Below are 24,827 nucleotides of genomic sequence, written 5' to 3' on the forward strand. Positions count from 1 at the left end.
TGTCTCCTGTCGCGTTCGGCTCAGGCCGCAAGGTCGATGATGGTGCCGCGCCCCAGTTCGCGCGCCTTCCGATAGGCCAGCATGGCGACCGCAAGATCGGCCGCGCCGGTGCCGTTGTTGTTCTTGTGGTAGGTCAGCTGCCCGGGCGCGGTGCGGCCGGGGTGACGCCCGAGGGCGAGCTCGCCGAGATCGACGATGTCCTCGAGGCGGATCAGGCCCTTCGCGAGCGGCTGGTAAAGGTCGCCCTGCTTCTCGGAGATCACGGAATCCCGGAGATTGGCGACGATCAATTCGGCGCGCTCCGCCGTGCGGTCGTCGAGCTCGCGTCGAACCGTCTTCAGGAAGCCGCCCTCCACCAGCTGCATGTTCGAGCCGATGATGCCGGTTACGTGCTGGCCGGGCTGGAGCAGATCGCCGTCGAACAGCACGGTCGAGGTGTTGGTGGCGCACAGGACCGCGTCGGCGCCGTCGATCACGGCCTCGGCGGCGGCGACGGGCTCGATCTCGACGCCGAACCGGGCGCCGTATTCCTCGGCGAAGCGGGCGCGGTTGTCCTCATCCCGGCTGAAGACGCGGACCCGCTCGATGCCGGGGCGCACCGTGAGGAGCGCCTGGAGCTGGTGCGCCGCCTGGCCGCCGGAGCCGAACAGGCCCGCGACCCGCGCGTCCTCGCGCACCAGGTGGCGGAATCCCACCCCGCTCGTCGCGCCTGTCCGCATCGCCATCAGGCTGGACGGCCCGAGATCCTTCTCCGGGATCTCGCCGATCAGGATCGCGAGGAGCTCGCCGGTATGGGAATCGTTGAGGACGAAGACCGGCGGCTCGCGCCGGAGATAGTGCTGATGGCCTTCGCCGTGGCCGACGAGCTCGGCCCGGGTCTGGGAGCCGATCACGCCGAGCGCGTGAACCCCGCCGGGGAAGTTGCTCACGCGCACGCCTTCCGGCGAATGGACCCGCCGCCGCGGCGCATTGATGACGGGATATTCCGATCCGCCTGCGTAAGCGGCCGCTACCGCATCGATGGCCTCCGCCATTCCGACGAGCCCCAGGAGCTCGTGCGGACGAAGCAACAAGATCTCGCTCACCTGTCCCGCGCCTCCGCTACATCCTTGCCGAGTTGCGCCGCCACCAGACGCCTCTGCCGGCGGTCCTCGCGCCCCCAGACCCAGATCAGGAGCACGATGCCGGCGAGGATCACGGCGCTGATCGGACGGGTCACGAACACGGTCGGATCCATCTTGCTGCCGATCAGCGCATTCCGGAGGTTCGATTCGAGGATCGGCCCGAGCACCAGCCCCAGCACGACGGTGGCCACCGGGAAGTGGTAGCGGGCCATCAGGAACCCCGCGACCCCGAAGAGGACCGTGAGCATGACGTCGAAGCTGCTGCTGTTGATCGCGTAGCCGCCCGCCGCGGCGAGCACCGATATGGTCGGGACGAGGACGTGTGCCGGGACGCGCACGACCTTGGCGGCGCCGCGGCGCGAGAGCAGGCCGATGATGACCATCCAGATGTTCGAGACGAACAGCAGGATCAGGATGGCGATGAAGACGGAGCCGTGATCGCGGATGAAGAACGGACCCGGCTCGATTCCCTGGATCATCAGGGCCCCGATCAGGATCGCGGTCACCGGATCGCCGGGAATGCCGAGGGTCAGGAGCGGGATCATCGCCCCGCCCGTCACCGCGTTGTTGGAAACCTCGCAGGCGATGACACCCTTCACCTCGCCCTTGCCAAACTTGTCCCCCGGCTTGCGGGTGCGCAGCGCATCGCCATAGGCGACCCAGGACGCGATCGCCGGCCCGGTCCCGGGCAGGAGCCCGATGAACGTGCCCATGAGGGCCGACTTGAGGGTGAGCCACTTGTTTCGGGCGAAATCGGCGAGGACGGCCGCAATCGGCGTCGGCCGGTCCATCGCGAGGAAGTGCTGGACCGGCTGATTGCGGAACGACTTCGTCAGCATCTCCGAGATGGCGAAGAGCCCGATCAGCGCCGGGATGAGGGGAATGCCGGCGAGGAGGTCCGGGATGCCGAAGGTCAGGCGCGGCACGCCGCTGGTCGGGTCGAGCCCGATCGTGGAGATGAAGATGCCGATCAGCGCCCCGGCGCAGCCCTTCAGGAAGGAGCCCGTCGAGATGCCGGCGACGCAGACGATGCCGAGCAGTGCCAGCGAGAAGTACTCCACTGACGTGAAGCTCAGCGCTACGCGGGCGAGCGCCGGAGCGACCGCGGACAGGAGCAGCATCGAGCAGAGCCCGCCGATGAAGGAGGCGATGATTGCGGTGGTGATCGCACGGTCGCCGGCGCCGAGCTTCGCCATCTGGTAGCCGTCGAGGGCGCTCGCGGCGTTGCCGGGCGTTCCGGGCGTGTTGATCAGGATGGCCGGGATCGATCCCGCGAAATAGCCGCTGCAATAGATCCCGAGCAGCAGCGCGAGCGATGAATTGAGCCCCAGGCCATAGGTCAGCGGCAGCATCAGTGCGACCGCGGCGGGCGCGGTCAGCCCCGGCGCCGCGCCGAAGATCATCCCGACGATCGCGCCGATCACGAGAAAGACGTGGACGTAGGGATCGAGCAGGACCGAGAGGCCGGCCGTCAGATCCTGACCGGAGATCAGTTCCATGTCGGAAGGAGGATCGAGAAGAGGGAGGTGAAGGTGAAGTAGACGGCCGCCACGACGCCGAGCGGCACGAGGGCGAGCTGAGCGAGGCTCCTGCAGCCCATCACGAGCATCGTCGCCAGCACGAAGACGAACGACCCGACCCTGAAGTCGACATGCTCGAACGTGACGAAATAGACGAGCATGAGGCCGAGCACCGCAGCCACCCGCCGGTCAAGCAGGCTCGGCTGCGGCTGCGGCTCGGCGCGCGCCGCCTGAACCATGAGTGCGACCCCGATCACAACCGTGCCGATCGTGCACAGGAGGGGAAAGAAGTTCGGCGGCAGGGTCAGGGCCGAAGGACCCGCGTCGACCTGCAACGACAGGTACGTCGCGACGCCGCCGACCAGGACGAGCGCCAGGCCGGCGACGGAATCCGGGTGATGAAGGAGCCTTCTCATCCCGCTCTCAGATCCTCTCCCGGATGCAGTATTGGCGCCGCCGACAAGGCCTGCGGCGCCGATGCGGAGGTGGGCACGCCCGCCCCCCTATTTCTTCGCCATGCCGATCCGCGCGAGCACCGGAGCGAGCTGCTCGCTCTCGACCCGCAGCTGCTCGGCGAAGGCCTCCGGACCCTGGAACGCACTGCTGAAATGGAACTTCGCCAGCAGCTCGTCGCTCTTCGGATCGTTCATGATCTTCTCGATTTCCTCGGCGAGACGGTTCACGGCCTCCTGCGGCGTCTTAGCCGGCGCGACCAGGCCGAACCATTGCGCACGCACGTAATCCACGCCCTGCTCCCTGAAGGTCGGCACGTCCGGCATGCGCGGCCAGCGTTCCTCGCCGGCGAGGCCCAAGACCCTGATCGCACCCTCGTTCTCGGAGACCATGGCCGGGAAGTTGGAGCCGGCGGCGGAGACGAAGTCGACCTCCCCCGACAGCAGCTTGACCAGCGCCTCCTTGCCGCTCTGCGCGTTGATGTGGGTCGCCCGCGCGCCGATCTGGTCGAAGAAGATCTCCATGGCGAGGTGCGGCCCCGAGCCGACGCCGGGGCTCGACCAGGTCAGCTCGCCGGACTTCATGGCCTCGAGCAGGCTGTTGAGGTCCTGGTGCTCGCTGTTGGCTGCAACCGCGATCCCGGTCGGAGCTTCGACGAGCCGCGCGATCGGAGCAAAGCTTTCGATCGTGTAGCCGCTCTCCGTCATCAGGGGACGGGCGGCCAGGCTCGAATCGGAGCCGATCGCGAGCGTGTAGCCGTCGGCGCGGGTCTTGGCGAGGTTCGCCAGGCCGACCGCGCCACCCGCCCCCGCCTGGTTCACCACGGCAACCGGCTGGCCGAGGACCTGCTCGAGCGGCTGCGCGATCATGCGGCCGACCTGGTCGGTGGCGCCGCCCTGCGCGAACGGCACGACCAGCTTGATCGGCTTTTCGGGAAACTCCGCGGCTGCGGGCGCGGCCGCCATGACGGCCGCCGAAGCAGCCATCAGGCACCCGGCCGTCGCAGCCCGGATACGTATCGAAAGAGATTTTCTCATCAGGTGTTCCTCGACTCTTGTCTTGCCTGCCGTCCTACTTCTTCTCGTAGGCATCCCACAGGGGCGCGAAGCCGGTGTCGACGACGTCGGCATAGGCCGGCGCGGGCTCCTCGATCAGCCCGTTCGGGACGAGGAGTTCCATGGTCTTCGTGACCATGTCCTCGTGCATGAAGGGCACGTAGGACGTCGCCTGGCGCTCGACGGAGATGCGCATGGCGTCGCCGCCGAGGTCGCCGTACTCCTTCTTAGAGATCTCGGTGAGCTCGTCGAGATTGGCCGGATCGGCGATGTAGTTCTGCGCCTTGACGACGGCGCGGACGACCTTCTCGGCGGTCTCGCGGTTCTGCTCGAGGTAGGTCTTCGTGGTCTGCAGGGTGACGTAGCCCATGTCGTGGAACACGTCCGGGCCCTCGCCCACCGTCATGTTCACGACGTAGACCCAGTCGCCCATGCCCTCGACCGCGATCGGGCCCCAGGGCTCGGTCACCATCGCCGCGTCGATCTCGCCCGCCTGGCCGGCGGCGATCTGCCGGTCGGCACCGCGGATCGGGATCAGCTCGACGTCCTTCTCCGGCTCCAGGCCGGCGGCGTTGAGGATGTAGCGGGAGGACACGTCGGTGAAGCCGCCGCGCGCGAGTGTGCCGAGGCGCATTCCGCGCAGATCCTCGACCTTCGGATCATGGCCGAGCTTCTCGGCCACGTTCTTGCGCATGATGACGGCGCCGGCGAAGTCCGACTGGATGTTCATGATGGTGACGATCGGCTGGCCGAGCTTCACCGTCTTCACGTTGTTCTCGAACGCCGCGTTCAGGAACTGCAGCGAGCCGCCCATCAGCGCCGCCGTGGCCGGCGGCCCGCCGGCGAAGTACTCGACCGTGACGTCGAGGCCCTCTTCCTGGAAGAAGCCCTTGTCGCGCGCCACGACGAGGGGCAGGCCGAAGATCGACTTCACAGAGATGCCGACGTTCAGCTTCTCCTGCGCCTCCGCCCCGCTCGGCCCGGCCAGCGCCACCACGCCCAGCGCCAGCGCGGCCGCCAGCACGGACCTCCGCTTCACACGATCTTTCGAGAACATGTCCACCTCCCTTTCCTTATCGTTTCCCGAGCGCCCGGGTCCCCGCCCCGGCGCCTACCGGACGTCTTCCCGCCAGCGCAGGAGCCTGTTCGAGAATGCGACGAACACGCGGTCGAGCGCGAAGGCGATGATCATCAGGACGAACAGCGGCATGATCATGCCGGTCGTGTCGAAACCGCCGGCGGCGGTGTCGATCATGTAGCCGATGCCCGCGCGCGCCGAGATGAACTCGCCGACGATCGCGCCGATGATCGCGAACGAGATCGAGACGCGCAGCGCGGAGAAGATCCACGGCACGCAGTTCGGCAGGAGCACCTTGAAAAAGACCTGGTCGCGCCGCGCATGAACGACCCGCATCATGTTCACGAGCTGCGGATCGACGGATTTGATGCCCTCATAGGTGTTGAGCATGATCGGCACGACGACCAGCGAGAAGGCGAGCAGGAACTTCGAGGCGAAGCCGATCCCGACGAACATCACGATGAGGGGCGCGAGCGCGACGCGCGGAAGGCTGTTCAGCGCGATCACGAACGGCTCGAGCGCCGCCCCGAACACCCGGCTGACGCCGAGGAGCAGGCCGAGCAGGATGCCGACGACCGCGCCCGCGGCGAGCCCCGCCAGCGCCTCCTGCATGGTCACCCAGGTATGATAGGAGATCTCGTTGGCGAGCAGCGACTTCCAGAAATTGGCCGCGATCAGCGACGGGCTGCTGGTCCAGAAGGTGGGAATGAAGCCGGTGCGGGCGCCGAGCTCCCAGCCGCCGAGCACGAAGACAAGCATGAAGACCTTGAGCAGCGCGATCTGCCGCGAGCGGTCCGGCTCCATCACGCCCTCCCCTGCATCGCCTTGACGGCCTCGCCGCGGAGGTTCTCCCATATGCTGTCATGCAGTTCGGTGAAGCGGGGCATGTGGCGGACCTGGTCGAGCTTGCGGGGCCGCGGGATGCCGACATCGTATTCCGCCATGATGCGGCCGGGCCGGGAGCTCATGACGAGGATCCGGTCGGAGAGCGCGATCGCCTCGGCGAGGTCGTGCGTCACGAACAGAACGCTCTTCCGGTGCTCCTCCCAATAGGCGAGGAACATCTCCTGGATGAGGAGCTTGGTCTGGGCGTCGAGCGCCCCGAAGGGCTCGTCCATCAGGATAAGGTTGGGATCGTCCACGAGCGTGCGGGCGAGCGAGACGCGCTGCCGCATGCCGCCCGAGATCTCCCGCGGATAATGGTCCTCGAAGCCGTCGAGCCCCATCACCCCGAGCATCTCCCGCGCGCGGCGCTGCCGCTCGGCCTTCGGGACCCCCTTCACCTCGAGCGCGATCTCGGTGTTGTGGAGCACCGAGCGCCAGGGGAGCAGGGCATGCTGCTGGAAGACGTAGCCGATTGCCGCGTCGCGCGCCCCGGGAGCCTTGCCGAAAACCTCCACGGTGCCCGACTGGACCGGCAGGAGGCCGGCCACGAAATTGAGGAGCGTGCTCTTGCCGCAGCCGCTCGGCCCGACAATGGAGACGAACTCTCCCTCGCCGAGGGTGAGGTCGACCTCGGCGAGAATGGGGAGCGGGCGCTTCTGCCGGTCGAAAAGGCGATAGCTGAGCCTCGCGATCCGCACGGCTTCGCGCCTGCCGCCGGCACTGCCCGGAATGACCTGCAGCCCTCTGCGCGCAGCAGCCATCAAGCTGTCGCCTCCCCTGTGGTTCCTTTTCACGCATATCTATACCGAAATTCTTGTACGGTCCAGAGCGCGATCCTGCTTCCCGGTACTGTCGGCGGAAAGAATTGCCTCCAGGGAGGCGGAGCGCAGATCGAGTTTCCGATCTGCCCACCGTGCTTTCCGGACGCTGGAGACGTTGCGCCGAAGCGCGCTTACGGGTAAACAGGCGCGAAATTGCGGATATAGCGGGAGGCTTGACCGATGAGCATCGTACGCATGGAAACAGCGGCCCCTGAAGGAGCCCAGACGCACCCGAACCGGCATCTTCAGGATCTGCGCAGCACGCTCGACTGGCTGCAGGCGCAGGGCGATCTCGTCGTCACTGACAAGGAGGTCGACCCGGACCTCGAGCTGACCGGCCTGCAGAAGCTGATGGACGGCTCCTGCCCGGCGCTCTTCAACAACGTGACCGGCAAGCCGAACCATCGCCTGCTGACGAACCTCTTCGGCGACATCGACGTCATCAACAAGATGTTTGGCTGGGCCTCCGACAAGGAGCGCACCCAGAAGCTCGCCTACGCGCTGTCGCACCCGATGCCGCCGCGCGAAATCCCGCAGTCGGAGGCGCCCTGCCAGGAGGTGGTGATCGAGAAGCCGGACGACGTGAATCCGTTCCTGGTCCCGATCCGGCACACGGATCTGGAGAAGGAGATGACGGTCGGCTCCGGCATCCGCGTCGTCTCCGGCGCCGCCTTCGGCGGCGGCACCGATCTCGGCTACAACCGGATGAACTTCCGCTGGGGCAATGTCGGCACCTTCCAGATCTCGCCCGGCTCGCACATGTGGCAGGTCGTGAGCGAGGCGTACCGGCGGAACGAGCGGGTGCCGCTCACCTTCTGCTTCGGCGTGCCGGCCGCCTGCACCCTGCTTGCCGGCGCCGCCTTCGATTACGTGATCCTGCCCTATGGCTGCGACGAGATCGGCGTTGCCGGGGCGGCGCAGGGCTTCCCCGTCCGCGTCGTGAAGGCGCGCACGGTCGACGCCTGGGCGCTCGCCGACGCCGAGGTGGTGATCGAGGGCTACATCGACCCGCGCGACAAGCGCTACGAGACCGCCGAGGCCGAGGCCGACCAGACCCAGGGCCGCCATCACTTCCATCCGGAATGGGCCGGCTACATGGGCAAGTCCTACCGCGCGCCCACCTTCCACGTCACCGCGGTCACGACCCGCAAGCCGGAATCGAAGCCGATCATCTTCGCGCTCGGCGCCCACACGCTCGACGAGCACAACATCGACACCTCCATCCGCGAGGCGGCGATGTTCGAGCTCTGCAACCGCATGCAGCCGGGCATCGTGCAGGACGTGAACATCCCCTACTGCATGACCGACTGGGGCGGCGTCATCATCCAGGTGAAGAAGCGCAACCGCATCGAGGAGGGCTGGCAGCGCAACTTCCTGTCCGCGCTGCTCTCCACCTCGCAGGGCATGCGGGTGGCGATCGCGGTGAGCGAGGACACCAACATCTATTCCATGGACGACGTGATGTGGTGCCTCACCACCCGGGTCAATCCGCGCACCGACATCCTGAACCCGACGCCGGGCGGCCGCGGCCAGACCTTCATGCCGGCCGAGCGCATGACGGCGGGCGACAAGGAATGGACGGCGACCAACACGAGCTACGAGGGCGGCATGGGCATCGACGCGACCGTCCCCTACGGTTACGAGCAGGACTTCCTGCGGCCGCAATATCCGGTCGACAAGGTGAAGCTCGAGGACTTCCTGTCCCAGGAGCAGATCGCCAACGTGAAGGGCCGGATGAAGGGCTGGACGGAAATTCTCGCGCGCACCGGCTACTGAGGCGGGAACGCGGCCGGCGGAGAAATGCCGCCCGGCCGCTTCTTGGCCCCTTTGGGAGGACAAGGAATGCAGAGCCCCTTCGGCGACCACCAGCTGGACATTCCCTTCCAGTCGCTCGCCGACCTCCTCGCCCGCTATGCGGCGCGCGACCCGGACAAGCCGGCGATCGTCGATCTCGATCAGGAGAGCGAGATCACGTTCGGAGCCCTGGAGACGGTGGTCGACGGCATCGCCGCCCATCTGAAGGCGCTCGGCGTGACGAAGGGCGACCGCGTCCTGCTCCTCTCCGACGAGTGCCTCGAGAAACTCCTGATCTGGTTCGGCATCTGGCGCATCGGCGCCGTCGTTTGTCCGCTCAACATCGAGCTGAACCGCGAGCACCTCGTGGAGCTGTCCCGGCTGGTGCAGCCCAAGCTCGTGCTTCACCACAAGGATCTCGACTGCAGCGAGCTCGCCGCCGAGGCCCGCTGCATCCGGTTCGGCCGCTGGGGCGCCAGCCCGCCCGACGAGGCCGACCAGTTCTTCGCGGCCCTGCCGGCCGGCACCGAGCCGGCCAGCCTGCCGGAGCGGAACGAGCCGGCCGACCTCGCCTGCATCTTCTGCACCTCCGGCACCACCAGCCGGCCGAAGATGGTGGTCTACGACCATGCCGCCTACTGGCTGAGCGGGCTCTCGACGCTCGACATGCTCGGCCTCACCGCGGACGACCGCACGCTCGAATACCGCTCGTTCGGCTGGAACTCGGCGCAGGTCCTGAGCCTGATGCCGTTCCTGGAGACCGGGCTCACCCTCCACATCGCCAAGCGCTTCTCGCACAGCCGCTTCTTCGAGTGGATCCAGAAGCACGGCATCACCTTCTCCGCCGGCGTGCCGACGGTGGTGAACATGCTCCTCAACAAGCCGCTCGGCTATACGAGCGACGACATCCCGACGCTGCGGCTCATGACCTGCTCGACGGCGCCGCTCAGTCCCGAGCAATGGACGAAGTTCGAGACAATGTATGGGGTGAAGCTGCTGCAGCTTTACGGCATGTCGGAAGCCGGCTGGATCTGCGGCAACCGCCACTACAGGTGGAAGCGCGGCACCGTCGGCCTGCCCGCCAAGCACCAGGAATTCGCCATCGTCGACGAGGCCGGAAACGTCTGCCCGCCGGGCGTGGAGGGCGAGGTGACGATCGGCGGGCCGCAGACCGCGCTCGGCACGCTCCGCGACGACGGCAGCATCGATCCCGTCCGCGGATTGCGCGTCAAGACCGGCGACCTCGCCGTGCGCGACGAGGAGGGCTTCATCACAGTCACGGGCCGCACCAAGGACCTCATCATCCGCGGCGGCATGAACATCTCTCCGGTGGAGATCGACAACGTGCTGATGGCGAGCGACCTCGTCTTCGAAGGCGCGGCGGTCGGCGTGCCGGACCCGATCTATGGCGAGGAAGTGGTCTGCGTCGTCGTCCCGAAGCGGGCCGACGTCACCGCCGAACAGATCGCCGAGTACTGCAAGAGCCGGCTGCCGCACGCGAAGGTGCCGAAGCGCGTCTACATCGCCGAGTCGCTGCCGAAGAACGACCGGGGCAAGGTGCTGCGCGACAAGCTGCGCGAGACGCTGCCGAGCCTCCAAGCGACGGCATGAGCGCGGCGAACCGATCCGCCGAGACGGCGGGCGCGGGCGGAGCGCTGACGTTCGAGGACCTGTCCGTGGGGCAGACCTTCTCGTCCTCGGCATACGAGATGCGGCTCGACGAGATCAGGCGTTTCGCCGGGGCCTACGACCCGCAGGCGTTCCACACCGATCCCGACGCGGCCGCCCACAGCTTCTTCGGAACGCTGGTGGCGAGCGGCTGGCACACCGCCGCCGTCACCATGCGGCTCTTCGTCGAGGCGTTACCGATCGCAGGCGGCCTGATCGGCGCGGGCGTCGGCGAGATCGCCTGGCCGCGCCCGGTGCGTCCGGGAGACGTCCTGACGGTGACCGTAACGGTCGAGGAGATGCTGGCATCGCGCTCGCGCCCGGACATGGGCAAGGTCGTGCTGCGGGTCGAGACCTTCAACCAGAACGGCGCGCTCGTGCAGCGGATGCGCCCCACCCTTCTCGTTCCGCGCGCAGGTGAGGCAGCATGAAACGGCTTATCGTGGCGCTTACCGGGGCGTCCGGCGTCATCTACGGCATCCGCACGCTCCAGGTCCTCCGCATGATCGAGGACATCGAAAGCCACGTCATCATCTCGCCCTCGGCGGCACGGACCATCACGGAGGAGACGGATTACGGCCTCGACCAAGTCCGCGGCCTCGCCGACCGGCTCTACCAGTTCCGCGACATCGGCGCCGGCATCTCGTCGGGCTCGTTCAAGACGCTCGGCATGTTCGTCGCGCCCTGCTCCGCCAAGACGCTGAGCGGCATCGCGAATTCCTACAATGACGAACTCGTCGTCAGGGCCGCCGACGTCTGCCTCAAGGAGCGCCGCCGCCTGGTGCTCCTCTTCCGGGAGACGCCGCTCCATGCCGGACACATCGCGCTCATGGAGCAGGCGACACGCAACGGCGCGATCGTCATGCCGCCGGTCCCGGCCTTCTACCACCGGCCGCAGACGATCGACGACATCGTGAACCAGACGGTCGGCCGCGCGCTCGACCTCTTCGACATCGACGCGCACATCGTGAAACGCTGGAAGGAAGAGACGGACGGCGCGGGCGGCGCGGCGGGCGACGCCGCCGCTGCCCGCCCCGAACCCGCACTTCACGGCAAGACCTGAGGACCGAAATGACCGAGGCAGCACCCGCGGCGGCGGGCCCGCAGGACGAAGCGCTAGACGGCTTCCGCGTCGAGCGCTCCGGTCCGCGTGCCGACATCGTCCTCGACCGCCCTCCGCTCAACGTGATCTCGATGAAGGAGCGGACGCAGCTGCGCCGCACCTTCGAGGCGCTGGACGCGGACGAGAGCGTGCGCGTCATCGTGCTCCGCTCCAACGGCGAGAATTTCTCGAGCGGCGGCGACATCCGCGGCTTCCTGGAGGCACCGCCGGAGGTGGTGGCGGAACTCGCCGACAACGTCGCGGCGCCGGAACGCTGCCGCAAGCCGGTCGTCTGCGCGGTGCGCGGCTATTGCTTCGGCGTCGGCTTCGAGCTCTCGCTCGCCTGCGACTTCCGGATCGCCTCGGAGACGGCGCTCTTCGCGTTGCCGGAGATGCGCATCGGTATGATTCCCGGCTCGGGCGGCTCGGCGCGGCTCCTGCACATGATCGGGATCGCTCGCACCAAGGATATCGTGATGCGCTCCAGGCGCGTGTCCGGCCGGCAGGCGGAGGCCTACGGCTTCGTGACCGAGTGCGTGCCAGATTCGGATCTCGAGGCGACCGTGGACAGACTCGTGGCGGAGCTCACGGCCTTCTCCCCGCTCGCGCAGCGCACGATCAAGCGGACGCTCAACGAGGGCCAGCACCTCTCCGTGCGCGGCGCGATCGAGCTCGAGGGCGGCGCCTATGGCCGCCTGCGCTCGTCGGAGGATTTCCGCGAGGGCGTGACCTCGTTCTTCGAGAAGCGCCCGCCGAACTTCACCGGCCGCTGACGGAGATCGAGGGCGCGCGCTCCGCGGCGCCCATCCAGCCCTGCGGCCCTGCTCAGGCGAGCTTCAGCCTTTCAAGGAACGAGAGCATGGCGGCGCGGCAGGCCTCGGGCCGCTCGATCTGGAGGAGGTGTCCCGTCTGCGGCACCGCCTCGTATTCGTAGCCGTTCTCGGTGGCGAGCGCGTGGTTCGCCTTGGCGGTCGCCGTGTTCGGGACGAGCTCGGGATCGGCGCCGATCATCTTCATCGGGCCGCCGAACTCCGTCGCCTTCGGCCAGAGATCGAGGGTGAGCGCGGCGAGGTAGATGGAGGCCTCGAGCTCGCGCCGGCAGGCCAGCTCGTAGCCGCCGTCCGCGCACGGCCGGAGCACGGCTTCGGCCATGTCCTGCTTCGCCCCGTCGTCCCACCGGCTGCTCGCCTTGTTGTCCCGGAAGAGCTGCGCGAGATCGTCGACGGCCTGAAAGCGGTCGGGCCGGTTGGCGGCGAAGTCGAGCAGCCTCAGCTCGAAGACGCGCATGGATTCGTAGAGCGGATGGTCGCGCGGCGGGACGTTCGGCGGATCGAACAGCACGAGCGCGTCCCACGGCGAGCCGCGCTCCACCGCCTGCTTCATCGCCGCGCGCGAGGACATGGAGTGGAACACGCCCACGGTCCGGCCCGGCCCGAGCGCGGCCTCGATTTCGGCGGCGACCGATTGGATGTCCCGCGCCATCTGCTGATAGTGATGGCCGTCGGCGCCGCTCGGCTCGGTGCGACCGTGATTGCGCATGTCGAAGACCAGGACGTCGAAGCGCTCGGCGAGCGGCTCCCAGAACACGCGGTAGCCGTCGACGGCGAAGCCGTTGCCGTGGCTGACGACGAGGCGTGTCGCGCCCGGCCTGCCATAGCGCCGGACCGGCACCGCCAGGCCGTCGCTCATGGTGGCGGTCAGTGTCTCGATCGGTGCGGGTGCCGGCATTCGTGCTTCCGTTTCTGGAGGACCGCCGCCCGCGAATGACGCAGGCGGCGACAGTGGCAAGGCGGCCGGCTCAGTGCCTGGCGAGGAACGCTTCCAGCGCGGCCATGAAGGCGTCCGGGTTCTCGAGCGCGGTGATGTGCCCGGCGTCGGGGATCACGACGTGCTCGGCGCCCGGGATCTTCGCGGCCGCCTCGGCGAGCGCTTCGGGCGGGGCGCCCTTGTCCTTGGCACCGCCTAGGATGAGCGTCGGCACCTTGATCTCGTGGAGCCTCGGGCCGAACGAAAGCGTCTTCAGCGCCTCGCAGCAGCCCTCGTGGCCGACCGGGTTGGTCGTGCGGATCATGTCGCGCACCTTGTCGAGCACCGGCGGGTTCTTCGCGCGGGTCTCCGGCGTGAACCAGCGCTCGATCGTCGGCTCCACGACCCCTTCCATCCCCTTCTCGCGAGCCTTGTCGATGCGCGACTGGAAGTAGGCGGCGTAGTCCGGTGGCGCGTCCGGACGCGAGTCGCAGGCCACGATCGAGCGCAGCCGCTCCGGATGCTCGATGCCGAGCCCGTAGCCGATCATGCCGCCGATCGAGAGCCCGACCCAGTGGCTCCGGTCGACGCCGAGTTCGTCCCAGATGCCGAGCACGTCCTTGATCAGCATCGGGAACGTGTACGGGCCGGGCACCGCCTCGGTCTGGCCGTGGCCGCGATGGTCGTAGCGCAGCACACGGTAGCGGTCGCTCAGCCTCTCGGCCACGTCGTCCCAGAGGGTCAGATTATTGGCGAGCGCATGCGAGAAGGTGACCCACGGCGCGCCGACCGGGCCGGACAGCTCGCAATGGAACTTCACGCCATTCGATTCCACGAACATGTTGCGACTTTCCCTTGCAGAGGCCGCCGGGCTCACTTGTTCTCGGCGACGTAGGTCACGGGCTCGCTGATCTTCAGCTCGAGAAGCACGTTCTCGTCGGCCGATTCCGCGGACAGCTTGGAGCGGTGGGCGATCCCGCGCGGGATGAAGAGCATGTCGCCGGGGCGCACCGTCCGCTCGCCCATCTCAGTCTCCCAGTCGAGCGCGCCCTTGACGCAGAAGATGATCTCGTGCGCGTCGATGTTCCGGTGCCAGAAGCCCATGTCCTCCTTGCTGCGCTTGGAGAGGTCGACCTTCACCGTCTTGCCGTCGTAGAGGCGGAGCGGCTTGCCGTCGGCGAGGTTCAGATTGCTCGGCTGGAACTTCGGGTCGAAGATGTTGAAGAGGCGGAGCGCTTCCGCCATCTCCAGCACGCCGCCGTTGATCATCGGGGATTGGTCGCGCTGCAGGACGACGTTCACGCCGTCGATCGTGACGAGTTCGCGGGTCGGGGTGTTGCTCATCTCTAGCCTCCGTCTTTGTGAACGAGCGCGTTCTAGCCTGTGGTCAGCCTGAAGCGGACGGAGCCGTCGGCGCGCTCGATCCGCTCCGCCTCCCCGCCACGCACCAGGTAATTCAGATGGGCGAGCGCCTCGGCCATGGCGAAGGCGACCTGGTGCCCGTCGAGTTCGCCCTGGAAGAGCGCGCCGAGGCATTCGCCGGCAGAGGCCTCGCCACGCCGGCGGATCTCCGCCTTGAGGTTCGCGAGGCGATGCTCGTGATGCCGCTCGAGCTCGTCGATGCGCCGGCGCGGGCCGCGGAACGGATCGCGGTGGGACGGCAGCACGATCGCGCTGTCCGGGACGATGCCCGCGATGCGGCGCAGCGAGGACAGGAAGTCCCCGAGCGGGTCGGCGAGCGGCTCCCACGGCCAGACGCTGACGTTGCTGGTGATCTTCGGAAGCACCTGGTCGCCGGCGATGTAGACGTCGCGGCCAGCGTCGTAGAGCGTCGCCATTTCCGGCGAGTGCCCGGAGCCGGTGATGACGCGCCAGTCGGCTCCGCCGATCCCGATCCGGTCGCCGTCGCGAATGCGGCAGTACTGCTCCGGCAGATCGACGCCGAGATGGTAGAGGATCACGCCCTCATGGAAGACCTGCAGCAGCTCGGGCGGGATCCCGTTCTGGACGAAGAAGCGCGCCCTCGTCTCCGTGTCGTCGCTGTAGAGGTTCCGGACTGCGAGGTTGGCGGCCATCCACTCGGTCTGCGTCACCTGCGGCAGCAGCTTCCACTGCCCGCTGATCCAACCGCAGTTCCCCATGTGGTCGGGATGGAAATGCGTCACGACCAGCCGGGTGACCGGCCTGCCGCCGAGGATGTCGCGCCAGGCGTCGGACAGGAGATCGCGGGTCTGCTCGTCGCCCCAGCCGCAATCGATCATCGTCCAGCCGCCGCGATCCGCCAGCAGCCACAGATTGACCTGCCGCAGGCCGCGGAACGGCACGGGTATGCTGATGCGGAAGAGGCCGTCGGCGATCTCGCGCCAATGCCCGATCGGGACCTCGGCCTCGAAGGAAGGCGGCGCTGCGTCCCTCGCCAGGGTGCCGCTTGCGGGATCAGGCGGCATCCGTTTCCTCTTCCGGTCCGGCCTCGCCACGCATCTCCCGCGCGGCGTCCATGATCGCCGCCACCAGCCCCGAATAGCCGGTGCAGCGGCAGATGTGGCCGCCGAGCACCTCCCGGACCTCCTGCTCGGCAGGATCGGGGTTGCGCCGGAGATAATCGGTGAAGGACATCAGGATGCCCGGCGTGCAGAACCCGCACTGGAGCGCGTGATGCCGGTTGAAGGCGCGCTGCAGCGCGTCGAGCCGGCCCTCGTCGTCGGCGAGCGACTCCACGGTTTCGACGCGGCGGCCGTCCGCCTGCACGGCAAGCGTCAGGCAGGACCGCTGCGCGATGCCGTCGATCATCACGGTGCAGCAGCCGCAGACGCCGTGCTCGCAGCCGACATGGGTGCCGGTCGCGCCGAGCGTCTGGCGCAGGAAATCGGACAGCAGCGTGCGCGGCTGCGCGTTCCCGACCATGCGCTTGCCGTTCAGTTCGATCGTGACCGGCACGATCTCGTCGCGTTCGATCCGGCGCATCAGGCAGCCTCTGCAATCACGATGGGCGCGAGCCGCCGCAACAGGTCGCGGCGATAGCGGGCGCTCGCGTGGATGTCGTCGTAGCCGCCGAGCTCCCAGGCGAAGTCTTCGATCGCCTGGCGCCGATCCTCCTCCGGCTGCCCTTTGGGCAGCTCGAGCACGTGCGGCCGGTCGGCGACGCCGCCGACGGCGATCCGCACCATCCCGGAGGAAAGCCTGACCGCGCCGATGGCGGCGATGGCGAAATCGCCGTGGCGGCGGGCCACCTCCCGGAACGCCGAGCCCTCGCGCCCGACGCCGACGGGAAAGCGCACGGCAGTGACCAGCTCATCGGGGCGGCGCGCAGTGGTCAGCAGGCCGTGCTGGAAATCGGCGGCGCCGACGACCCGCTCGCCCTTTCGGGAGCGCAGCACCACCTCGCCGCCGAGAAGGCGAAGGGCGAGCGGCAGTTCCGAGCTCGGATCGGCATGGGCGATCGAGCCGCAGACGGTGCCGCGGTTGCGCGTCTGGAAATGGCCGACCCAGGGCAACGCGAGCGCGATGAAAGGCGCCTGTTCCCGCAGCTCCGGCCAGGCCTCCAGGCGTGCCTGGGTGACGGCGGCGCCGACCTCGATCGCTCCGTTGCTAACGCGGATGTGGGAGAGTTCCTCGAGCCGCGCGATGTCGACCAGGATCCCGGGCTCCACCAGCCTGAGATTGAGCATCGCCATCAGCGACTGGCCGCCCGCCAGCACGCGCGCCTCGTCGCCATGCTCGGCGAGCAGCGCGATTGCCTCCTCGGCCGAATCCGGCCGGACATAGGTGAAGGCCCTGGGCTTCATCGACCACCCCCGAACAGCCCGCGCAGCAGCGCCGCCACCCGGGCGAAGATGCCCCCTCCGGCCCCGGGCGACCGGCCTGCCACCGGCGCGCCGACCGTCCCGGCGAGACGCTCGAAGAACTGCCCGATGACGATCTGGGCGGCCCGCTCCATCATGCGCCCGCCGACGGACGCGACCTTGCCGTTGACCACCACGGAATAGGTGTAGTCGAGCCTGCATCCGTCCGCGGTCGGCGTCAGCGTCACCTCGCCCGATCCGGTCGACCCGCCGAGGGGGCCGCTCATGCCGCCATCAAGGCGTGCGAAGCGCTCCGTCTCGAGATCGCTGAGCCGGACGTCGGCGACGAACCGGCCCTTGATCGGGCCGACGCCGAGTGAAACCTCGGCGCGATAGTGGTTCTCCCCGACGACGTCGACCGTGTGTGCGCCCGGGATGACCCTGCGCAGGGTCTCCGGGTCGAGAAGCGCGTTCCAGATCGCCGATGGCGGCGCCGCCACCTCGAAGGTGCCCTGGCCCGTGAGGGCGCGGCCTCCGGAAGCCGCCTCCGGGACCGGCGCAGTCGCGCGCCTGAGCCGCTGCGGAGCGGCAGGCTCCTCTCCGCCCATGATCGCGTTCAGCCGGTTCGGCGTGATCGGCAGCGGCACGTCGCGGATGGAGAGCGCATCGGCCACCGCATTGGCGATGCAGACGGGCGTGCTCATGCAATTGCCTTCGGCAAGGCCCTTGGCGCCGAGCGGCGTGAAGGGCGACGGGCTCTCCATGTGCAGGATCTCGAGTTCCGGGATCTCGCAGGCGGTCGGGATGAGATAGTCGGCGAAGGTCCCGGAGAGGAACGACCCGCCGTCGTCGTAGACGAACTCTTCGTAGAGCGCCGTCGCCACGCCCTGGACGAAGGCGCCGCGGATCTGCCCCTCCGCGATGAGCGGGTTCAGGATCCGGCCGGCGTCGTGCATGGAGACGTAGCGGTCGACGCGGGCCTCCATGGTCACCGGATCGATCTCCACGCCGCAGACGTCGAACACGAAGCCGTAGGTGAGCGAGGTGTTGATCTCGTCCTTGCTCGACGGCGGCTCGAGCTCCGGCGGCGACCAGACCCCGGTCTCGCGCAGGCCCGGATCGTCGCCCTCGGGCATCAGGACCGGGGACCAGTGGGCTGTGCCGGCGACCCGGCCGAACGGCATGCCGTTGTCGGGGTTCGTCCTGGAGAAGATCCGGCCGTCGCCGAAATCGACATCATCCGGCAGGATGTTGAGCTGCTTTGCGGCGATCCGCGCGAGCTTCTCGCGCAGCTTTCCGGCCGCGATGTGGGCGGCGACGGCCGTACCCGGGGAAAAGCGGCAGGAATAGGTCCCGGCGGCGATCGACCACTGGTCCTTCTGCGTATCCATCTCCAGGTTGACCTGGATCTCGGAGGGTTGCAGGCCGAGCTGCTCGCCGATGATCTGGCCGAGCACCGTCCGGTGCCCTTGCCCCTGCACCGTCACGTCGGCCGTCGCGCTCACCGAGCCGAGCGGATCGATGTTCACGGTCACCATGGAGACGGCGCCGTTCTTCGGGCCCGCACGCTCCCGGACCGCGGCCGGGATGATGGTGCTGAGATAGCCCATGTTCGACATGCCCGGCTCGACAATTGCGGCAAAGCCGATGCCATAGAGGCGACCGGCCGCGCGGGCCTCGTCGCGGCGGCGCTTGAGGTCGTCGAACCGGCCGTCGGCGAGCGTCAGCTCGACCGCCTTCCCGTAGTCGCCGGAATCGTAGAGCGCGCCCGCCGCCGCCTTGTAGGGAAACTGGTCCTTCCGCACGAGGTTGCGGCGGATCACGTCGAGAGGATCGAGGCCGAGTTCCACCGCAATCCGCTGCACCAGGCGCTCCAGCGCCAGATAGAGCTGCGGCCCGCCGAAACCGCGCACCAGCGCCGCCGGCATGCGGTTGGTCAGCACCAGCCGGTTGACGACCTCCACGTTGCGGATGTCGTAGGCGCCGGTCACCGCGCCGTGCATGCGGTAGAGCGGCCCGGGCATCGGCGCGCGCAGATACGCTCCGTAATCCTCCAGATTGTCCATCCTGAGGCCGATGATGCGGCCGTCGGCCTCCACCGCCGCCTCGACCTCCGTGATGCGGTTCGGGCTGGAATTGGCGGAGACGAGGTGCTCGAGCCGGTCCTCGACCCACTTGACCGGCCGGCCGGCGAGCCGCGAGGCCAGCGCCATCAAGACGATGTAGGGAAAGACGGAGAGCTTGATGCCGAAACTGCCGCCGCTGTCGGGCGGCGTACGGAGCCGCAGCTTGCTGCTCGGCACCCGCAGCGCACGCGCCATGACCGGATGCGCGCTGAACGGCCCCTGGAAGTTCGCCAGCACGTCGTAGCTGCCGTCGCCTGGAAGATGCTCGGCAACGACGACGAAGCATTCCATCGGCGTGTAGGAGCTGCGCGGGAACTCGACCGTGAGCCCGACCCGAGCGTGGGCGCGCGCGAAGGCGCCCGCCGGATCGCCGTAGACGAAGCTGCGCGCGGAGAGCTCGTTGCTCTTCGCCTCCTCGTGGACGAGCGGCGCCCCGGGCGCGATCGCATCCGCAATCCGGACGACGGCCGGCAACCGCTCGTACTCCACCTCCACGAGGTCGGCGCCGTCCTCGGCGACATAGCGGTCCTGCGCGAGCACCAGCGCGACCGGTTCGCCGACGTAGCGCACGCGGTCCACCGCGAGGCTCCACTGGTCGATCGGCTGCTTGACGGCCACGAGGAAGGAATCGGAGATCGCCCGGATCTCCTCGCCGGTGATGACCCGCACAACGCCGGGATGCGCGACGGCCTTGGAGACGTCGATCCGCGCCAGGCGGGCATGCGCCTCCGGCGAACGGACGATGGCGGCATGCAAGGTCCCGGGCGGCGCACTCAGGTCGTCCGCATAGCGCCCCTTGCCCATGAGGAGCGCCGCGTCCTCGATGCGCGGGACAGGCTTTCCGAGCAATCGCGCCGATCCGTCGGCGCGTCCGACTGGCTGGAACGGACCTCCACCGAAGTCTCCGGCCCCGGAATGCGCACTCGCCCTGTCGTTCACCTCGGCATTCCCGTCTTGTCGATCCGGCCGTCAGGCGGCGGCCAGTTGCCGCAAGACCTACCAACAGCGGCACCGGCCGTAAAGGGATTTTCGTAATTAAACACCAAATTAGCCAATCCCCATTGTGAGGCGCATGCGCGCTGGCTATCTTACCGGAACCGAATACAACGAAAGCGCGTGCCCGATGGCGGTGCAACACCCTGCAAGAGCCGTTCGAAGCCACGGCCCCGACGAAGTCCAGATCGGCCCGGCCGTTCTCGAGGACGTTCCGCGGGTGATCGAGATCGATGCAAGGATCACGGGCGAGCCCAAGGGCGAATTCTGGTACTCCTTCTTCAGCGGGCAAGGGTCGAACCCGAGACGGGCGTTTCTGGTTGCGCGCCTCGACGGCGTCGTGGTCGGCTACATTATCGGCACGGTGCGCGCCTGGGAGTTCGGTTCGCCGCCTTCGGGCTGGATCCACGCGATCGGCGTCGATCCCGCGGGGCGGAAACACGGCGTCGGCACGCGCCTCTTCGCCGACATGGTCGAGTTCCTGCGCAGCGCCGGCGGCAGCACGATCCGGACCATGCTCCACATCGACGACCATCTTCTGATGTCGTTCTTCCGCACGCACGGCATGGCGGCCGGTCCGTTCATCGAGCTCGAGATGGCGGCGGACGAGACATGAGATCTTCGAGGACTCCTGACCGCTCGGGAGGCGACGCATGAAGCTTCAACAGGCCACGCGCTATGCAATCTGGGCCGCGGTGGAAACGGCCTCGCGTCCGGGCGAACTCGTCTCGGCCGGCGACCTCGCGGCGAAATTCGGCGTCTCGCAGCACCATCTCGCCAAGGTGCTGCGCACGCTCGCGCTCGCCAAGGTCGTCAGCTCCACGCGCGGCCCGGCGGGAGGCTGCATGTTCATCGCGGATCCGCGCCGCCTCACCCTCTACGACATCGTCGCCCTCTTCGAGAACGACTGGTGGAACAGCGAGGGCGCGAGCCGCGAGGGCGGCGGAACGAGCGTTGCCGACGAAGTCGCCCGCGTGCTCGGCGAGATCGACCGGATCACCTCGGCGACGCTCCGCTCCGTCACCATCCAGACGCTGATCAACAATGCCGCGCGGCGGCGGCGGCGGGAGGCCGCCGAGCAGCAGGCGCTCGAAGAGGCGGCGGCGGCGCCTTTCGCCGAGGCCAGGGCGCGCGGCGCATGACCGGCGACCACCGCATCGCCGGGGGCGCGGCGAGCCTCGACCTCGCCGGCCCGCATTGGCGCTTCGCCCTGGCCGTGTACGGCAGGCCCGGCGTCGCCGAAGCCTGTCTGCTTCTCCAGGACTCCTGCGGCGTCGACGTGAACGTCCTGCTCGTCGCTCTCTTCTCGGCGCGGGCCGGGCGCCCGCTCTCCCCCTCCGGGATCGCGGCGGCGGATGCCGCCATCGCGCGCTGGCGCGAGGAGGTGGTCCGGCCGCTCAGGGTCGTACGGCGTGCGATGAAGAGCGAGGCTGCGGTCTTCGGAGGCGACGGCGAGATGGTCCGCAACAGGGTGAAGGCCGCCGAGCTCGCCGCCGAGCAGCTCGAGCAGGCTGTGCTCGCCGGCGCGGTCGCCGCAATGGCGCCCGGCGAAGGGCCGGCCGACAGCGCGGCCGTGATCCGCGCGGTGGTCGCGTTCTATTCGGCCGGCGCGGACGACCCCGCCGCAGCCGCGCTGGAGCAAGCCGTGGCGCGCATCGCCGAAGCCGCCGACGCGGTGCCGGCGTGAGCGCGCCGGCACCGGAGATGGTCGTCCTGCTCGATCCGGAAACCGATCGCGCGACGGGCACGATGGAGAAGCTCGAGGCACATCGCGCAGGCCGCTACCACGCGGCGATCTCCGTCCTCATCTTCGACGGCGAGGGCCGCCAGCTCGTGCAGCGGCGAGCCGCGGGGAAGTATCACGCGGCGGGGCTGTGGTCGAACGCCTGCTGCAGCCATCCGCGCCCCGGCGAGGCGCCGGCCGCAGCGGCCGTGCGGCGGCTGCGCGAGGAGCTCGGCATCGCGGCGCAGCTCGCCGCGATCGGCACCGTCAGGTATCGGGCGCGGGTGCCGGCCGGCGCCGCCGATCCAATTGTGGGCGGCGAGGCGCCACCCACGCCACCCGCCGCCGCTCGGCCCGGGCTCGCAGCCGCCCCGGGGCCGGCGACGTTCCTGACCGAGCACGAGCGCGTCGATCTCTTCGTCGGCCGGTATGCCGGCGCGGTCGATCCGGATCCGGACGAGGTGGAGGCGGCAGGCTGGTGGTCCGCCGCCGAAATCGAACGGGCGGTCGCCTCCGGTCAGACGACGCCGTGGTTCAGGCTCTATGCCGAGCTGTTCGGATCGGGGGACGGCGCGGCCCTCGAGGCCATGAGCAAGGCCGGCAGCATTGCGGATCGCGGCTTCTTCGACCTGACCTGAGGCATCGCACGATTCGGATCTCTTCAGATCCTTTCGCGGCTTGCACCCCACGTCGCTGTCCGGAAGCGATCTGTCGATCCGTTGGGCGGGGACCGAGAATGCCCGTCGGCACGCGCTTCTCCTCCACGGATCGACGCTTTTCGCCGACGGTGTTATGGTACGAATGGGATTTCATCCGCGCTTTGACTTGCCGTCGCGCGCGTTCGACTACGCTGGTCTTCCGGCGGGCAGAACGCGCGGCAGGGAGAGGAGTGACGCTGTGCCGAGCTATGTGCAACTGACGCCCGGCGACCCGGCTCCCTGGTTTCACCAGCGGTCCTACGCCAATCCGCGCTATGCCTTCGACACTGCGGCCGGCCGCTACATCGTCCTCTGTTTCTTCGGCTCCGCCGGCGACGCCCATGCCCAGGCCGCAATCGGTGCAGTGCGCAGGCGCCAGGCCTTCTTCGACGATGTGACGGCCTCCTTCTTCGGCGTGAGCCTCGACGCGCGCGACGAGAGCGAGAAGCGGGTTGCCGACCAATATCCCGGCTATCGCTATTTCTGGGATTTCGACGGCACGGTCGGACGGCTCTACGGCGCGGTGCCGCGCGAGATCGAAGACACGCGCGTGGCCGTTCGACGATTGTGGGTCGTGCTCGATCCGACGCTGCGCGTCGTGAAGGTGATCCCCTTCGCCGAAGATCGGTCGGATCTTGCGGAGCTGCTCGCCTGTCTGGACGCGTTGCCCCCGCCGGCGCGGTTCGCGGGCATCGACGTCCAAGCGCCAATTCTCGTGCTGCCGAACGTCTTCGAGCCCGAATTCTGTCGAAAGCTGATCGGCCTCTACGAGGCGGATGGCGGTCAGGAATCGGGCTTCATGCGCGAAGTCGACGGTCGGACCGTCGCCGTTCACGACCATGGGCACAAGCGCCGCAGGGACCATACGATCGAGGATCCGGACGTGATCCGAGAGGCGCAGGCCCGCTTCATGCGCCGCGTCGTCCCGTTCGTTCAACGCGCGTACCAGTTCAAGGCGACGCGCATGGAGCGCTACATCGTGTCCTGTTACGCGGCCGAAGACGCGGCCCATTTTCGCGCCCACCGCGACAACACCACCAAGGGCACCGCGCACCGGCGCTTCGCCGTCTCGGTCAATCTCAACGACGATTTCGAGGGCGGCGAAGTGAGCTTCCCCGAATTCGGCGAACGGAGCTTCAAGGCGCCTGCCGGCGGTGCCGTCGTGTTCTCCTGTTCCTTGCTGCACGCCGTATCCACCGTCACGCGCGGACGACGCTATGCCTTCCTCCCGTTCCTTTACGACGACGACGCTGCCCGGGTGAGAGAGGCGAATGCGCGCTTCCTCAGCGAAGAAAGGTCCGGCTACCGGAGCGGACTGGCGCCCGCCGAGGCGTGAGGGCGATGCGCCCCGCCGATCCGGCCGGAACGGCCGGGCTTGCCCTGCTCAGCGAGCGCCTCGCGAGCCGGCGGCGGACGGGGGCTGACGCTGGACTGCGGCAGCCGCAGCGACTTGCGGCTCGTCGGAAACGCTCATTCTCCGCCGCAGCGACAATGCACCGGGATTGGCCGACCTCTATCGCCGTTCGGCTCACTCATGGGCTGATCTCTTGGCGGCCAGGCCGTCGAGATGATAGGTAAAGCTGGCGTATGCGGTATCCGTAGACTGTTGCCCTACAAGAACAGCAGTGCCGAGACCGTGAATTAGAGCCACAAGTATACTGGCTTCGGCGGTGTGATCGATTTGATTAGAAAACTCCCCTTCAGCCTTACCGTACTCCAATATTGACGCGATCCGCTCGTGCAGCCGCATGGGGCTATCGACAAAAGTTCGATCCGAGATATCCGGGTCCGTCATTGCGAGCATCGCATATGACGTCCAGAGCAGATGGAACTGGCGGCTCTCAACATCGGTGGGAAGCGCCACGGCAAACAATGCTTCAAGCGTCCGACGAGCAGTGGGAGACCGCCCGGACGACTGAAGTCGCACCATCAGGCGCTTGTTGCTCACATCCTCGAGATAGGTGAGGCCCGACTGCATCAATCCTGCCTTTGTATCGAAGTAGTACTGCACCAGCCGCAGCGAGACACCGGCTTCGGCGGCAACGGCCCGCAGCGAAACGGCATGGAGCCCCGCACGCGCCGCCACCGCGATAAAGGCTTTCAGGATGACAGAGCGACGTTGGTCGTGGTCGACGGTTCGCGGCATCGGAGAGGAGTCTCGCTTCGCATGGCCTTTTATGGTACGCACGTATCATAAAACGTCGTCCCTGCCATCTGCGCAGCGTTGGACCCTATGTCGCTGTCTCCTCCCGAAATCCC

Annotated in this window: 25 protein-coding genes; 10 read left to right on the forward strand and 15 right to left on the reverse strand. The window is 68.1% G+C overall.

What is annotated here, in order from left to right:
* Window positions 1–20 precede the first annotated feature (20 nt).
* The 7 genes from ACUN0C_RS08665 to ACUN0C_RS08695 all read right to left on the reverse strand — a co-directional run bounded on the left by ACUN0C_RS08665 (window position 21) and on the right by ACUN0C_RS08695 (window position 6,876).
* On the reverse strand, window positions 21–1,085 hold the full coding sequence (locus ACUN0C_RS08665) for an ornithine cyclodeaminase family protein (RefSeq protein ID WP_445465929.1): 1,065 nt from the start codon (window positions 1,083–1,085) through the stop codon (window positions 21–23).
* The gene (locus ACUN0C_RS08670; RefSeq protein WP_445465930.1) at window positions 1,082–2,623 is read right to left on the reverse strand and encodes a tripartite tricarboxylate transporter permease; all 1,542 of its coding nucleotides are present in this window, start codon (window positions 2,621–2,623) and stop codon (window positions 1,082–1,084) included. Before ACUN0C_RS08670 ends, ACUN0C_RS08665 begins: the two co-directional genes overlap by 4 nt.
* Entirely contained in the window at window positions 2,614–3,060 is a 447-nt protein-coding gene (locus ACUN0C_RS08675; protein WP_445465931.1) for a tripartite tricarboxylate transporter TctB family protein, read from the reverse strand. The genes ACUN0C_RS08670 and ACUN0C_RS08675 overlap by 10 nt, the downstream gene beginning before the upstream one ends.
* A gap of 87 nt (window positions 3,061–3,147) precedes the next feature.
* The gene (locus tag ACUN0C_RS08680; protein ID WP_445465932.1) at window positions 3,148–4,134 is read right to left on the reverse strand and encodes a tripartite tricarboxylate transporter substrate binding protein; all 987 of its coding nucleotides are present in this window, start codon (window positions 4,132–4,134) and stop codon (window positions 3,148–3,150) included.
* A 34-nt stretch (window positions 4,135–4,168) separates the two neighbouring features.
* Complete coding sequence (locus tag ACUN0C_RS08685; RefSeq protein ID WP_445465933.1) at window positions 4,169–5,209, reverse strand: ABC transporter substrate-binding protein; 1,041 nt, start codon at window positions 5,207–5,209, stop codon at window positions 4,169–4,171.
* Between the two features lie 54 nt (window positions 5,210–5,263).
* Window positions 5,264–6,034, reverse strand: coding sequence for an ABC transporter permease (locus ACUN0C_RS08690; protein WP_445465934.1), 771 nt, complete (start codon window positions 6,032–6,034; stop codon window positions 5,264–5,266).
* Complete coding sequence (locus ACUN0C_RS08695) at window positions 6,034–6,876, reverse strand: ABC transporter ATP-binding protein (protein ID WP_445465935.1); 843 nt, start codon at window positions 6,874–6,876, stop codon at window positions 6,034–6,036. The genes ACUN0C_RS08690 and ACUN0C_RS08695 overlap by 1 nt, the downstream gene beginning before the upstream one ends.
* 240 nt (window positions 6,877–7,116) lie before the next feature.
* Between ACUN0C_RS08695 and ACUN0C_RS08700 the strand changes: the two genes are divergently transcribed.
* The 5 genes from ACUN0C_RS08700 (at window position 7,117) to ACUN0C_RS08720 (ending at window position 12,273) form a co-directional block, all read left to right on the forward strand.
* Window positions 7,117–8,712 (forward strand): UbiD family decarboxylase, encoded by a 1,596-nt coding sequence (locus ACUN0C_RS08700; RefSeq protein WP_445465936.1) that lies wholly within the window; start codon window positions 7,117–7,119, stop codon window positions 8,710–8,712.
* 66 nt (window positions 8,713–8,778) lie between these two features.
* A complete protein-coding gene (locus ACUN0C_RS08705; RefSeq protein WP_445465937.1) occupies window positions 8,779–10,341 on the forward strand; it encodes a class I adenylate-forming enzyme family protein in 1,563 nt (520 codons plus the stop codon).
* Window positions 10,338–10,829, forward strand: a complete 492-nt coding sequence (locus ACUN0C_RS08710; RefSeq protein WP_445465938.1) for a MaoC family dehydratase — start codon at window positions 10,338–10,340, stop codon at window positions 10,827–10,829. Before ACUN0C_RS08705 ends, ACUN0C_RS08710 begins: the two co-directional genes overlap by 4 nt.
* Window positions 10,826–11,461 carry a UbiX family flavin prenyltransferase gene (locus ACUN0C_RS08715; protein ID WP_445465939.1) on the forward strand — a complete coding sequence of 212 codons (636 nt, stop codon included), beginning with the start codon at window positions 10,826–10,828 and terminating at the stop codon, window positions 11,459–11,461. The genes ACUN0C_RS08710 and ACUN0C_RS08715 overlap by 4 nt, the downstream gene beginning before the upstream one ends.
* 8 nt (window positions 11,462–11,469) lie before the next feature.
* Window positions 11,470–12,273 carry an enoyl-CoA hydratase/isomerase family protein gene (locus ACUN0C_RS08720; protein ID WP_445465940.1) on the forward strand — a complete coding sequence of 268 codons (804 nt, stop codon included), beginning with the start codon at window positions 11,470–11,472 and terminating at the stop codon, window positions 12,271–12,273.
* Window positions 12,274–12,325: 52 nt separating this feature from the next.
* On the opposite strand, the gene ACUN0C_RS08725 is transcribed toward ACUN0C_RS08720, so the two are convergent.
* From ACUN0C_RS08725 to ACUN0C_RS08755, 7 genes are all read right to left on the reverse strand, one after another.
* Window positions 12,326–13,228, reverse strand: coding sequence for an alpha/beta fold hydrolase (locus ACUN0C_RS08725; RefSeq protein ID WP_445465941.1), 903 nt, complete (start codon window positions 13,226–13,228; stop codon window positions 12,326–12,328).
* Between the two features lie 70 nt (window positions 13,229–13,298).
* Window positions 13,299–14,087 carry an alpha/beta fold hydrolase gene (locus ACUN0C_RS08730; RefSeq protein WP_445465942.1) on the reverse strand — a complete coding sequence of 263 codons (789 nt, stop codon included), beginning with the start codon at window positions 14,085–14,087 and terminating at the stop codon, window positions 13,299–13,301.
* 32 nt (window positions 14,088–14,119) lie between these two features.
* A complete protein-coding gene (locus ACUN0C_RS08735) occupies window positions 14,120–14,590 on the reverse strand; it encodes a cupin domain-containing protein (RefSeq protein ID WP_445465943.1) in 471 nt (156 codons plus the stop codon).
* 32 nt (window positions 14,591–14,622) lie between these two features.
* Entirely contained in the window at window positions 14,623–15,693 is a 1,071-nt protein-coding gene (locus ACUN0C_RS08740; RefSeq protein ID WP_445465944.1) for an MBL fold metallo-hydrolase, read from the reverse strand.
* Entirely contained in the window at window positions 15,683–16,210 is a 528-nt protein-coding gene (locus tag ACUN0C_RS08745; RefSeq protein ID WP_445465945.1) for a (2Fe-2S)-binding protein, read from the reverse strand. Before ACUN0C_RS08745 ends, ACUN0C_RS08740 begins: the two co-directional genes overlap by 11 nt.
* Entirely contained in the window at window positions 16,210–17,031 is an 822-nt protein-coding gene (locus tag ACUN0C_RS08750) for an FAD binding domain-containing protein (protein ID WP_445465946.1), read from the reverse strand. Before ACUN0C_RS08750 ends, ACUN0C_RS08745 begins: the two co-directional genes overlap by 1 nt.
* Window positions 17,028–20,003: a xanthine dehydrogenase family protein molybdopterin-binding subunit gene (locus tag ACUN0C_RS08755; protein WP_445465947.1), complete on the reverse strand. Its 2,976-nt coding sequence runs from the start codon at window positions 20,001–20,003 to the stop codon at window positions 17,028–17,030. Before ACUN0C_RS08755 ends, ACUN0C_RS08750 begins: the two co-directional genes overlap by 4 nt.
* A gap of 274 nt (window positions 20,004–20,277) precedes the next feature.
* On the opposite strand from ACUN0C_RS08755, the gene ACUN0C_RS08760 reads away from it, so the two are divergent.
* The 5 genes from ACUN0C_RS08760 (at window position 20,278) to ACUN0C_RS08780 (ending at window position 23,904) form a co-directional block, all read left to right on the forward strand.
* Window positions 20,278–20,763: a GNAT family N-acetyltransferase gene (locus ACUN0C_RS08760; protein ID WP_445465948.1), complete on the forward strand. Its 486-nt coding sequence runs from the start codon at window positions 20,278–20,280 to the stop codon at window positions 20,761–20,763.
* 37 nt (window positions 20,764–20,800) lie between these two features.
* Window positions 20,801–21,289 carry an Rrf2 family transcriptional regulator gene (locus ACUN0C_RS08765; RefSeq protein WP_445465949.1) on the forward strand — a complete coding sequence of 163 codons (489 nt, stop codon included), beginning with the start codon at window positions 20,801–20,803 and terminating at the stop codon, window positions 21,287–21,289.
* Entirely contained in the window at window positions 21,286–21,834 is a 549-nt protein-coding gene (locus ACUN0C_RS08770; RefSeq protein WP_445465950.1) for a TIGR02444 family protein, read from the forward strand. Before ACUN0C_RS08765 ends, ACUN0C_RS08770 begins: the two co-directional genes overlap by 4 nt.
* On the forward strand, window positions 21,831–22,508 hold the full coding sequence (locus tag ACUN0C_RS08775) for an isopentenyl-diphosphate Delta-isomerase (RefSeq protein ID WP_445465951.1): 678 nt from the start codon (window positions 21,831–21,833) through the stop codon (window positions 22,506–22,508). The genes ACUN0C_RS08770 and ACUN0C_RS08775 overlap by 4 nt, the downstream gene beginning before the upstream one ends.
* A 259-nt stretch (window positions 22,509–22,767) precedes the next feature.
* Window positions 22,768–23,904: a 2OG-Fe(II) oxygenase gene (locus ACUN0C_RS08780; protein ID WP_445465952.1), complete on the forward strand. Its 1,137-nt coding sequence runs from the start codon at window positions 22,768–22,770 to the stop codon at window positions 23,902–23,904.
* A 192-nt stretch (window positions 23,905–24,096) separates the two neighbouring features.
* Here the strand turns inward: ACUN0C_RS08780 and ACUN0C_RS08785 are convergent, their stop codons facing one another.
* Complete coding sequence (locus ACUN0C_RS08785; RefSeq protein WP_445465953.1) at window positions 24,097–24,714, reverse strand: TetR/AcrR family transcriptional regulator; 618 nt, start codon at window positions 24,712–24,714, stop codon at window positions 24,097–24,099.
* Window positions 24,715–24,827: the final 113 nt, after the last annotated feature.

This window comes from Faunimonas sp. B44 (genome assembly GCF_052655945.1).

Coding starts and splice junctions, on each gene's coding strand:
- ACUN0C_RS08670 (WP_445465930.1), bottom strand. CDS start 2,623: ATGGAACTGATCTCCGGTCAGGATCTGACGGCCGGCCTCTCGGTCCTG.
- ACUN0C_RS08675 (WP_445465931.1), bottom strand. CDS start 3,060: ATGAGAAGGCTCCTTCATCACCCGGATTCCGTCGCCGGCCTGGCGCTC.
- ACUN0C_RS08680 (WP_445465932.1), bottom strand. CDS start 4,134: ATGAGAAAATCTCTTTCGATACGTATCCGGGCTGCGACGGCCGGGTGC.
- ACUN0C_RS08685 (WP_445465933.1), bottom strand. CDS start 5,209: ATGTTCTCGAAAGATCGTGTGAAGCGGAGGTCCGTGCTGGCGGCCGCG.
- ACUN0C_RS08690 (WP_445465934.1), bottom strand. CDS start 6,034: ATGGAGCCGGACCGCTCGCGGCAGATCGCGCTGCTCAAGGTCTTCATG.
- ACUN0C_RS08695 (WP_445465935.1), bottom strand. CDS start 6,876: ATGGCTGCTGCGCGCAGAGGGCTGCAGGTCATTCCGGGCAGTGCCGGC.
- ACUN0C_RS08700 (WP_445465936.1), top strand. CDS start 7,117: ATGAGCATCGTACGCATGGAAACAGCGGCCCCTGAAGGAGCCCAGACG.
- ACUN0C_RS08705 (WP_445465937.1), top strand. CDS start 8,779: ATGCAGAGCCCCTTCGGCGACCACCAGCTGGACATTCCCTTCCAGTCG.
- ACUN0C_RS08710 (WP_445465938.1), top strand. CDS start 10,338: ATGAGCGCGGCGAACCGATCCGCCGAGACGGCGGGCGCGGGCGGAGCG.
- ACUN0C_RS08715 (WP_445465939.1), top strand. CDS start 10,826: ATGAAACGGCTTATCGTGGCGCTTACCGGGGCGTCCGGCGTCATCTAC.
- ACUN0C_RS08720 (WP_445465940.1), top strand. CDS start 11,470: ATGACCGAGGCAGCACCCGCGGCGGCGGGCCCGCAGGACGAAGCGCTA.
- ACUN0C_RS08725 (WP_445465941.1), bottom strand. CDS start 13,228: ATGCCGGCACCCGCACCGATCGAGACACTGACCGCCACCATGAGCGAC.
- ACUN0C_RS08730 (WP_445465942.1), bottom strand. CDS start 14,087: ATGTTCGTGGAATCGAATGGCGTGAAGTTCCATTGCGAGCTGTCCGGC.
- ACUN0C_RS08735 (WP_445465943.1), bottom strand. CDS start 14,590: ATGAGCAACACCCCGACCCGCGAACTCGTCACGATCGACGGCGTGAAC.
- ACUN0C_RS08740 (WP_445465944.1), bottom strand. CDS start 15,693: ATGCCGCCTGATCCCGCAAGCGGCACCCTGGCGAGGGACGCAGCGCCG.
- ACUN0C_RS08745 (WP_445465945.1), bottom strand. CDS start 16,210: ATGCGCCGGATCGAACGCGACGAGATCGTGCCGGTCACGATCGAACTG.
- ACUN0C_RS08750 (WP_445465946.1), bottom strand. CDS start 17,031: ATGAAGCCCAGGGCCTTCACCTATGTCCGGCCGGATTCGGCCGAGGAG.
- ACUN0C_RS08760 (WP_445465948.1), top strand. CDS start 20,278: ATGGCGGTGCAACACCCTGCAAGAGCCGTTCGAAGCCACGGCCCCGAC.
- ACUN0C_RS08765 (WP_445465949.1), top strand. CDS start 20,801: ATGAAGCTTCAACAGGCCACGCGCTATGCAATCTGGGCCGCGGTGGAA.
- ACUN0C_RS08770 (WP_445465950.1), top strand. CDS start 21,286: ATGACCGGCGACCACCGCATCGCCGGGGGCGCGGCGAGCCTCGACCTC.
- ACUN0C_RS08785 (WP_445465953.1), bottom strand. CDS start 24,714: ATGCCGCGAACCGTCGACCACGACCAACGTCGCTCTGTCATCCTGAAA.